Source organism: Dactylosporangium sp. NPDC005572 (assembly GCF_040605515.1).
Taxonomy (GTDB): Bacteria; Actinomycetota; Actinomycetes; order Mycobacteriales; family Micromonosporaceae; genus Dactylosporangium.
The window spans coordinates 55,847-65,342 of record NZ_JBEXCY010000017.1 but is presented as its reverse complement, the minus strand read 5'-3'; the positions used below and the strand labels follow the sequence as shown (position 1 = coordinate 65,342).

Sequence of the window (9,496 nt, the reverse complement as noted above, 5' to 3'; positions counted from 1 at the left end):
GCCTGGATCGACGTCCAATGGTTGGCCGCATGCTCTTCCGGTCGGGCCAACATCAGGTACCGTATCACGGTAGATCGATGAGCTGTAGACGCAGATATCGATGCGAACATCGCCGAGGGTCGTGGTTTCACCGCTCGCACGATGCGCCGTTCACACGTTGGAAACGTTGCAGCGTAGAACATTCCCGTATGTCCACAATGGATGATGCATGCCTGGAGGGTGGCCCGCATGACAGCGCACGGGGAACAGGTCATTGCCCAGAACGCACGGCTCGTCGAGGTCGACACTTCGAGCGGAATCAATGCAATGCTCAACCGCACGCCCCTGCGGCCCGGCCCGCTCGCGGCCCCGCCGGCGGGTAGCGGCCTCAGGCCCGTCCCGGGCGACCGTGGGCTGCCCTTCATCGGCCTGGGCATCCACACCGTGCTCTACGGACCGGCCTTCCAGATCCAGCTGCTGCGCCGGCACGGGCCGGTGTCGTGGTGGCAGGCCTTCGGGCGCCGGATTGTCGCCGCCGCCGGACCCGACGCCGTGCAGGACGTGCTGCTCAACAAGGACAAAGCATTCGCCAGCGGATGGCCCGACGTCATCGGCCCCTGGTTCGACGGCGGCCTGCTCGCGATGAACGCACCGGCGCACCTCACCGACCGCCGGCTCATGCAGGCTGCGTACAGCGACGAGGCGCTCAGCGGCTACGTCCGGCGGATGGTCGAGGACGCCGACGCGGCAATGGCGCGATGGCCTGTCGGGCAACCGTTCAAGGCGGTCCCGGCGATCCGCAAGCTGTCCGGGCAGATCACCACGAGGGCGTTCCTAGCAGTGCCGTACGACGAGGACGGTCGGTGGGTCATGGACGCGGTCGAGGCGTGCATCCGTGGCGAGACCGCTTTGATCCGCCGGTCGCTTCCCGGCACCGCCTGGCGACGGGCACACCGGGCGCGCGGACGGCTCGCCGCGTACCTCACCGAGGCACTGCCGGCGGCACGGGCTCGCGCGGGCGGCGACTTCCTGTCCGTGTTGTGCGGCGTCGAGGGTCAGGACGGCGCCCGGTTCACCGACCGTCAGCTCGTCGATCACATGCTCTTCACGCTGCTCGCGGCCCACGACACCACCACGTCCGCCACGGTCGCGACGCTCTACTTCCTGGGCAAGCACCCCGAGTGGCAGCAGCGGGCGCGGGCCGAGTCGCTGGCCGGCGCGCCGCTGGACATGGACGCCCTTGACCGCCTCCACGTGCTCGACCTGGTCATCAAGGAGAGCATCCGGCTCGTCTCGCCGTCCCCGATCGCCATGCGGGTGACCGTGAAGGACACCGACATCCTCGGCCACTTCGTCCCCGCGGGCCACCTCGTGTCGGTCTGCACGGGGGTGAACCAGCTCCTGCCCGAGCTGTGGCCGCAGCCGGCCCGTTTCGACCCCGAGCGGTTCAGCCCGCAGCGGGCCGAGGACCGGGTCCACCGGCTCGCCTGGGCGCCGTTCGGGGCGGGCGCGCACAAGTGCATCGGCATGCAGTTCGGCATGATGAAGGTCAAGGCGACCCTGGACAACCTGCTGCGCCGGTTCGAGTGGACGTTCCCCGCCGGCTACGAGGCGCCGTGGCGCTTCACCTCGCTTCCCGCGCCGGCCGACGGTCTGCCGATCGTCCTGCGCCCGCGCCGAGAAGGGGCTCATGACCCGGGCTCGGTGTAGGTCCGCTGCACGATCGTCCTGCCGTGGCCGACCGTCCAGTCCGGCAGGGCGCTCAACACCTTCCCGCCGATGTCACCGGCGGTCAGGAACACCTGGTCGACCTCGACGCGCACCGGGCCGGTGCGCTGGATCGTGGCGGTGTAGCCGTCGACTCGCCCGACGACGTCGACGACGGCCTCACCGCCCTCGAACGGGCGGCCGTTGACGCCGGACACGGCGCCGGTGACGGTGATCCGGATCAGGCTGGCATCGCCGGGCCCGATCTTGACAACGAGTGGCCCGGTCGCGGTCCCCGCGGTGAAGTCCACGGCGCCCGCCGGGACGGTCACGTCGGGCGCGGCCAGGCCGTCGTCATCGATCCGCAGCCCGGTCCGTTTCGCGACCCGGTCCAGCAGGCCCAGCCGCTGCGGCGTCTGGAAGTCCCGGCCCTCCAGCTCGATCCGCGCCGGCCCGCCGTCGGTCTGCTGGTGGATGACCGAGACCAGCTTGGGCCGCTCGGCGCTGTAGGGCGAGACGAAGCCGGCGACGACGAGCCCGCACACGGTGAGCACCGCGGTCGCCACGGTGTACCGCCGCAGCCGCCCGGCGTACAACACGAACGGCGCGAACACGAACGCGATCGGCACGGCGATGAACGCGACGGCGACGGCGACGACCGGATCCATCGGGATCGCGACCGGCAGCCGGCCCATCATCGGAATCCCCAGGGACAGCAGGCCGCGGCCGAACTCGGCGATGAACAGGCAGAGCAGCGACGCACTCAGCACCACGGGCACCGGCCGCCACCGCCGCGGCAGCAGCAGCGCGACGCCGACGGCCACGGTCAACAGGACGCCCCCGACCCAGTACAGGTAGCCCGGGCCGATCTCGAGCCACGCGGTCACCGCACCGAGCACGACGACCGCCGTCGTGTTGCCCAGCAGCGCGGTGAGGGGCGCGTCCTGCCGGTCCGGTTCGCGGCGGGCCCAACGGCGGTGCAGGAGCAGCTGCGGTGCCAGCGCGCCGAGCACGGTGAGCGGCAGGAACATGACGTACACCAGCCAGGGATGGGCGTACCAGGCGAAGGAGCCGCCCACCGCCCAGGCCACCACACCGACCACGACACCGGCCAGCACGGCGGTCACGATGCCGATCAGGGCCGCGCCCGCGGATGCGACGACCCGGCGGGTCCCGGTCCCCCAGGTCCGCCCGGCCCGCCACACCAGGGCGGCCAACGCCAGCAGCAGCGCCAGGGTCCAGACCTTCGTGACCGTCGGGTCGAAGGTCAGCCACCACCGCGACTGCACGTCGACGTAGTGGGGCGTGCGCGCCGTGGTGCCGTCTCCGGTCGCGTCGGCCACGTCACCGGCGACACCGGTGGTCAGATCCACGAACGCCTGCGCGGTTCCCGGCCCGATCCGCTCCACCCGGTCCAGCGGCGTGTGGTAGGCGTACCCGTCCTCGAACACCGCGTAGTCCAGGCCCGACCACCCGTGTCCGCGCCACACCCGGCTGTCGGTGTCGGAGTTGATGAGGCCTGCGCCGAACAGCCACTGGCCGAGGATCGACCCGTAGGGCCGCGGGGTGTCCCCGGCCACGTCGACGAGCCTGCCGCCGTTGTCGCCGGCCTGGAACAGGATGGGCAGTCCCGCGGAGCCGACCGCCTCGAGGTTCAGGAACCAGCGCACGTCCTTGGCCCACGGATGGCGGGTGAACGCGTCGGCGCCGGTGAGCCCGACCTCCTCGCCGCCGTTGAACAGGTAGATGATCGTGCGGTGGTGCTCACGGCCCGCGAGTTGCCGCGCGGCCTCGATCAGCGCACCCACCGCGACGCCGTCGTCGGCGGCGCCGGGCCCTTCGAAGGCGGAGTCGACGTGCACGTTCACCAGCAGCGCCTCTGGGGTGTCGCCGACCTGCCGGGCGATCACGTTGTCGACGGTGTAGTCGACGTCACGGGTGTGGAAGCGGTAGGTCCCCGAGGCGTGCTGGCGCTCGATCTGGAGCCCCGGCACGCCCGCCAGCTCACCGGCGACGAGGTCCAGGCCGCGGGCCAGCGCCGCGTTGCCCACGACGCGGACACCGAGGTCCTGTAGCCGGTCGGCGGTCGTGAGCGCCCGGCGTCCGGCCTCACGGTCGGGCGCCGGCCTCGTCGCCCACTGGGTGAGCAGGAAGGAGCCCACGAGGAGCAGGAGCACGGCTGCCCAGGTCGTCTCGAACGACCCGACCCGCAGGGTCCGCGCGGGGCGGTCCCCCTCGCGGGCCGGCGGGCGGTCTGGAAGCCTGGAACGCAATGAGGTCACAGCATCCTCTACCTGATCTGCCGGGGTCTGCCGGGTCTGCCGGGTCTGCCGGGTCACTGTCGGAAGTCGCGCAGCCAGTGGCGCAGTTCGCGCTCGACCACGTCGGGGCGCTCCAGGGTGAGCGCGTGCGCGGTGTCCGGCACCCGCACCAGCGAGGCGTCCGGGCAGGTGCGCTCGATCGCCTCGGCCATCGCCTGCGTGCCGACCGTGTCGGCGTCACCGACGAGCACCCGGACGGGGCACGTGATCTCCGCGAGCCGTCCGGCGGCCGGCGGCTCGACCGAGGTGAAGTCGGGGGTGTCCTTCTGCTGGGCGTAGTTGACCCGCGACATCTCCGCGACGCTGGCGCGCACCGCGGCGCGGCCCTCCGCCTCCTCCCGACCCGCACCGTCGACCAGCAGCCGGAGCTCACCGGCGATGATGTCCTCGACCACCCACGCGTCCTCGGCCGCGCCGATCGCGTCCATGAGCGGGCGCTCGTGGTCGGCGACCGGCCGGTCGAATCCACCGATGTCGGGGGCGAGCAGGAAGATGCCGCGCACCCGCTCCGGGTGCGTCAGCACGAAGTCCAGCACCAGCCGCGCGCCGCGCGACTCACCGACCAGGACCGCCGTGTCGAGGTCGTAGGCGTCCAGCGCGCTGGCGAGGTCGTCGATGTCGGAGAAGGTGCCGTCGAGCGTGGTCGTGGAGCGGCCGAAGCATCGACAGTCGTAGGCGACGCTGAAGTATGCGTCGCCCAGGGCGTCCATCAACGGGAACCACATCTGCGAATTGGCGATGCCGGAGTGCACCATCAGCGCGGCGGGCTGTGCGAACGTGCCGCTGCTGGTGGTGAACAGGGTCCCGCCCGGAATCGTGATCGCGCGTGAGTCCATGTTCAACCATCAACCTTTCATCGACTGCGAGTGGGAGTCCACGACGAAACAGGAGAGTTCTTCGGGGACGCCCAGCAGGAACATGTGACCACCCTCCCAGAGACGGATCTCGCACTCCGCCGTGGTCTGCTCGGCCCAGGCCTCGAGTCTCCCGCCGAGCACGTCCGGATCCGCGTCCCCACCCATCGCCAACACCTTCGACGTGAGTTTCGGACCGTCGTGGTACCGGTAGCCCAGCGCCATCCGGTAGTCGGCGCGCAGCCCCGGCATGACGAGCTCGATCAGGTCCGGGTCGGAGAAGAACTCCCGTGGCGCGACCCCGAGCCGCTGCAGGTCGGACAGGATCTCCTCGTCGGTCGGCGACGGATGGGGCGTGAGCGTCTGCGGCGCGGCCATCCCGGAGACGGCCAGGCGGTCGACCGGACGGTCCAGCTCCTGCAGCCGCCGGGCCAGTTCGAACGCGAGGAGCGCGCCGAGACTGTGCCCGAACACGATGGTCGGCATGGCGTCGCGGCACAGCTGCTCGGCCAGCACGTCGACGACCACCGCGATCTCCCGCACCGGCTCCTCGATCATCCGGTGCTCCCGCCCGGGCAGGTCGGCCACCCACAGCTCCACGTCCGGTGGCAGCCAACTGTTCCAGGGCAGGAAGATCGACCCGCCGCCGCCGGCGTAGGGCAGGCACACCAGCCGGCTGGACCCGGTCCCGGAACCGAGTCGTCGCAGCCAGGTCATCGCGGTGCGGTCAGACCCGAACACTGCGGGGCCGCATGTCGGTCCACACGTGTTCGATACGGTCGAGGCACACCTCGCGGGTGCCCTCCGTTCCCTCGCGGTGCCAGCCGAGCGGCGGCTCACGGTCGGCCGGCCAGACCGAGTACTGCTCCTCGTCGTTGACGACCACGATGTAGCGGACTTCCGCGCTGTTGTCTGTCATCATCCTGCCTTGCTCGCTCGTTCGGTTGGGGTCGGTACCGCCGCTGTGCGGGGCTGGAACAGGTTGTTGCGCCAGGCGAAGAGCGCACTGACGAGGAGGCACGCCACACCGATCGTGGCGAGGGTGGCGGCGCCGGAGGTGAGCTCGAGGGCGACGCCGGCCACGAACACCGACAGCGGCCGCAGCCCGAAGGTCGCGACCTGCACGGTGGTCGTCACCCGGCCGAGCAGTTCGTCGGGGGTCAGCTGCGCGCGCAGCGTGGTGTAGAAGATGCCGGCCACGGCCTCGCCCATGCCGGCGAGCACCGCCACGCCCAGGGTCAGCGGCAGCCACGAGGCGACGCTCAGCACGAGCAGCGCCACTCCCCCCACGACCGTGCCGCCGAACATCATGAGCCCGGCCGCCTGCCTGAGGCGGCTGGCGACCAGCGCGCCGACGATCGCGCCACCGGCGTAGGTGGCGATGATGAGTCCGAGGATGCGCGGCGACCAGCCGAGGTCGACGCGCAGGAAGAAGGTGGCGCAGATGATGATCGGTGAGGTGAGGAAGGTGATCGCCGACCAGTACAGCACCGTGGAGCGCAGTAGCCGGTGCCCACGGATGAACACCAGGCCCTCCCGGATCTGGTCACCCATGGGGCCGGTGGGCCGCTGGGCCGCTTCCTGCAGCGGCCTGCGGATGAACATCAGGGTGAGCGCGGAGACCGCGAACGTGAGCGCGTCGACGGCGAGCGTCAGGCCGCCGCGGACCGTCGCCATGAGGACGCCGGCGAGGCTCGGCCCGATCACGAAGCCCAGCGCGTTGCCGATCGACAGCAGGGAGTTGGCCTCGCCGAGCCGTTCCCGTCCGACCAGGGCCGGCACGCAGGACAGGCACGCCGCCTCGAACACGGCGTACAGCACACCGATCGGCACGGCGATCGCGTAGAGCACCGGCAGCAGCGGGATGTCGAGCACCACCGCCAAGGGCACCAGCGCCACCAGCAGGGCGCGCCCGACGTCCGACCACAGCATCATCCGACGCCGGTCCATGCGATCGGCCCACGCGCCGGCGGGCACGCCGAGGACCAGCAGCGGCAAGGCGTTCAGCATCGCGATGATGCCCATGTGCAGCCCGGAGCCGGTGATGGCGAGCACGAGCAGGGGCAGGGCGGTCTTGCTCAGTGCGTCACCGAGCGCCGACACGCCCTGCCCACCTGCGAACAGGACGAAGTCGCGGTCCCGCAGCAGACTCGTGCTCGTGCTCACCGGCGCGGCAGCGGTCTCGGTACCCGTCGGGCTCGTGCTCGCTGGGATGCCCATCTACGCCCAGTCGTCCCAGTCCTTCGCACCGGTGACGTTGCGCAGACCGCCCTGGGACTTGAAGTAGACCTGCGCGAGGTAGCGCTCAGGGATGCACGTCAGCCAGCCGAGTGCGTTGTCCTCGTTGACGATCTGGTGGCTGTACGAGATCGACGCGTCCATCGCCTCGATCGCGTGCCAGTAGCCGCTCGGGACGTAGAGTGTCTCGCCCGGGTACAGGATCGTCTCCTCGACCACGACGTCGCGGAACTTCGGCCGCCGGGCCAGGTCGGGGAAGCGGTAGTCCACCTGGGCCATGCCGAACTGGCGGCGGAAGGCCCGTGGGTACAGGCATTCGTACTGGTCCGGGGAGACGAAGTAGCACCGCTTGCGGCCGACGACCTGGTTGAGGTACGCCGCGGTCTGCATGCCGTCGCTGTGGAACGGGGTGACGGTGCCCTTGCTGCCGACGAACATCACCGCGGCGACCCGCGACGACACGGCGCTGCGCTCCGCCGGCTTGTTGCTGCCCCGGTTGAGGAAGGTCTTGGCCAGCCACAGCCCGACCATCTTCGCCGGGTTGCGGGTCTTGCCCTTCCACTGCGCCGGGTAGCGGATGTCGGCCCAGTTCGGCACGAGGTCGGGCAGGTCGTAGTCGTCGGCCAGCTCGGGGTAGTGCTCGATCATGCGGTGCACCGGGTAGGCGCGCAGGTAGTGCGCCCGGTTCTCCTCGGTGCTGTGCTCGATGAGATCGAGCAGGTCGGTGAACTTCATCGACTTGAACTTGCCGACGTGCCCGAGGATCAGCTGGTCGTCCAACCGCTGGATGTTGGCGTGGATGTCCATGTCACCGAAATGCTTGCGGAAGTAGTCCAGGCTCCACCGCTCCATCGCCGGCCACGAGTCCATCAGGCCGGTGATGATCGCCGGCTTGCGCTTGTACACGTACTTGCGGGTGAACTCCTCCGGCGACGGGTTGTGCACCCGATCGATCGCGTCGAGCTTGATGGTGACTCCGTCGAAGAAGGTGCCGGCGGATGCGGTGTCGTCGGTCTGTTCCGGGTCGCCGATGGTCATCGTTCCTCCTGTTCTAGACATTCCGAGTGATGCGGATGTTCGACACCCCGTAGGGCGACGCGTGGGGCAGGACGGACCGGAGCGCGTCGTGGATGATCTCGCAGCCGAGGATCAGGACCTCGGGGCTCATGGTGAGCGCGGGAAACACTTTGACCACCGCTTTGTCACGCCCCGTCGACTCGACGATCAGCCCGTGCTCGAAGCACCGCGAGACCACCGCGTCGGCCGCGCTCCGCCCGCCCACGGCACGCAGGTCGATACCGATGGCGTGCCCTTCGCAGCGGATTTCCACCCCGGGCGGCGTGTTGTCCTGCCAGAACCGCCGCAGCAGTTCGGCACCCTGCCGGGCCTTCGCCACGAAGTCCGGCCGCTGCCAGAGGTCGAGTGCGGCACAGGCAGCGACGAACGCCAACTGGTTCCCGCGGAACGTGCCGGGATGGTCCCCGACGTCCCACGAGTCCATGCCCTCCCGGATGAGCAGCACCGACATGGGCAGGCCCAGCCCGCTGATCGACTTGGACACCGTGATGAGGTCGGGGACGATCCCGGCCGTCTCGAAGGAGAAGAACGTGCCGGTCCGGCCGCAGCCGGCCTGGATCTCGTCGATGATCAGCACGATGCCGTGGATGTCGCACAGCTCGCGCAGCCGACGCAGCTCGACGTCGGGGAAGCGGTAGACACCACCTTCCATCTGCACCGCCTCGAGGATCACCGCAGCGGGCGGCTCCAGCCCGGACAGGTCGTCGGTGAGCATCCGCTCCAGCAGGTCCACCGTCGCGAACGCGCCCTTCGGACCGACCGGGAACGGCAGGAACGTCACCTCGTCGAGAGCGACCCCGGCCGCCTTGCGCAGCTTCAGGTCCGAGGTGGCGGCGAGGCTGCCGCGGCTGACGCCGTGGTAGGAGCCGGAGAACGCGACGACCTTGGCCCGACCCGTGTGCTTGCGGGCCAGCTTCAGCGCGGCCTCGACCGCGTCGGTGCCGGTGCTGCCGCAGAACTGCACCCGGTGCGGCAGCCCGCGCGGCTCCAGGATCTCCCCGGCGAAGCGGTCCAGGAACTCGCGCTTGGCCGGCGTGTAGCAGTCCAGCGCGTGCACCAGGCCGCTGCCCTCGAGGTAGTCGATCACCCGCCGCTTGATGTGCTCGTGGTTGTGGCCGTAGTTGAGCACACCGGCACCACAGAAGAAGTCCAGGTACTCGGTGCCGTCCTCGGCGACCACGGTGCTGCCCAGCGCCGAGGACAGCACGGCCGGGAACACCCGGCAGTAGGACCGCGCCACGGACTCGCGGGCCTGGAACACTGCGGTCGGGTCGTCGACCGCGGCGCCCAGAGCGGTCACGTCGACTTCCATTTTGTCGG

At 70.3% G+C, this 9,496-nt stretch carries 8 protein-coding genes; 1 reads left to right on the top strand and 7 read right to left on the bottom strand.

Annotated features, from left to right (window positions below):
- The first annotated feature begins 228 nt into the window (after positions 1-228).
- Positions 229-1,689: a cytochrome P450 gene (locus tag ABZS66_RS11950; protein ID WP_354757105.1), complete on the top strand. Its 1,461-nt coding sequence runs from the start codon at positions 229-231 to the stop codon at positions 1,687-1,689.
- On the opposite strand, the gene ABZS66_RS11945 is transcribed toward ABZS66_RS11950, so the two are convergent.
- Genes ABZS66_RS11945 through ABZS66_RS11915 form a run of 7 tightly spaced genes read right to left on the bottom strand, consistent with a single transcriptional unit; the run spans position 1,668 to position 9,488 of the window.
- The gene (locus ABZS66_RS11945; RefSeq protein ID WP_354757104.1) at positions 1,668-3,968 is read right to left on the bottom strand and encodes a M28 family peptidase; all 2,301 of its coding nucleotides are present in this window, start codon (positions 3,966-3,968) and stop codon (positions 1,668-1,670) included. The genes ABZS66_RS11950 and ABZS66_RS11945 overlap by 22 nt on opposite strands.
- Before the next feature lie 53 nt (positions 3,969-4,021).
- A complete protein-coding gene (locus ABZS66_RS11940; RefSeq protein WP_354757138.1) occupies positions 4,022-4,828 on the bottom strand; it encodes an alpha/beta hydrolase in 807 nt (268 codons plus the stop codon).
- A gap of 24 nt (positions 4,829-4,852) precedes the next feature.
- Positions 4,853-5,578, bottom strand: a complete 726-nt coding sequence (locus ABZS66_RS11935) for an alpha/beta fold hydrolase (RefSeq protein WP_354757103.1) — start codon at positions 5,576-5,578, stop codon at positions 4,853-4,855.
- A gap of 10 nt (positions 5,579-5,588) precedes the next feature.
- Positions 5,589-5,780 carry an MbtH family NRPS accessory protein gene (locus ABZS66_RS11930; RefSeq protein ID WP_354757137.1) on the bottom strand — a complete coding sequence of 64 codons (192 nt, stop codon included), beginning with the start codon at positions 5,778-5,780 and terminating at the stop codon, positions 5,589-5,591.
- Positions 5,780-7,027: an MFS transporter gene (locus tag ABZS66_RS11925; RefSeq protein WP_354757102.1), complete on the bottom strand. Its 1,248-nt coding sequence runs from the start codon at positions 7,025-7,027 to the stop codon at positions 5,780-5,782. The genes ABZS66_RS11930 and ABZS66_RS11925 overlap by 1 nt, the downstream gene beginning before the upstream one ends.
- Before the next feature lie 54 nt (positions 7,028-7,081).
- On the bottom strand, positions 7,082-8,137 hold the full coding sequence (locus ABZS66_RS11920) for a cupin-like domain-containing protein (protein ID WP_354757101.1): 1,056 nt from the start codon (positions 8,135-8,137) through the stop codon (positions 7,082-7,084).
- A gap of 13 nt (positions 8,138-8,150) precedes the next feature.
- Positions 8,151-9,488, bottom strand: coding sequence for a diaminobutyrate--2-oxoglutarate transaminase (locus ABZS66_RS11915; protein ID WP_354757136.1), 1,338 nt, complete (start codon positions 9,486-9,488; stop codon positions 8,151-8,153).
- Positions 9,489-9,496: the final 8 nt, after the last annotated feature.

Excerpts from the sequence above, each read along its gene's own strand:
- ABZS66_RS11950 (WP_354757105.1), top strand. The coding sequence starts at position 229 with ATGACAGCGCACGGGGAACAGGTCATTGCCCAGAACGCACGGCTCGTC.
- ABZS66_RS11915 (WP_354757136.1), bottom strand. The coding sequence starts at position 9,488 with ATGGAAGTCGACGTGACCGCTCTGGGCGCCGCGGTCGACGACCCGACC.
- ABZS66_RS11935 (WP_354757103.1), bottom strand. The coding sequence starts at position 5,578 with ATGACCTGGCTGCGACGACTCGGTTCCGGGACCGGGTCCAGCCGGCTG.
- ABZS66_RS11930 (WP_354757137.1), bottom strand. The coding sequence starts at position 5,780 with ATGACAGACAACAGCGCGGAAGTCCGCTACATCGTGGTCGTCAACGAC.
- ABZS66_RS11920 (WP_354757101.1), bottom strand. The coding sequence starts at position 8,137 with ATGACCATCGGCGACCCGGAACAGACCGACGACACCGCATCCGCCGGC.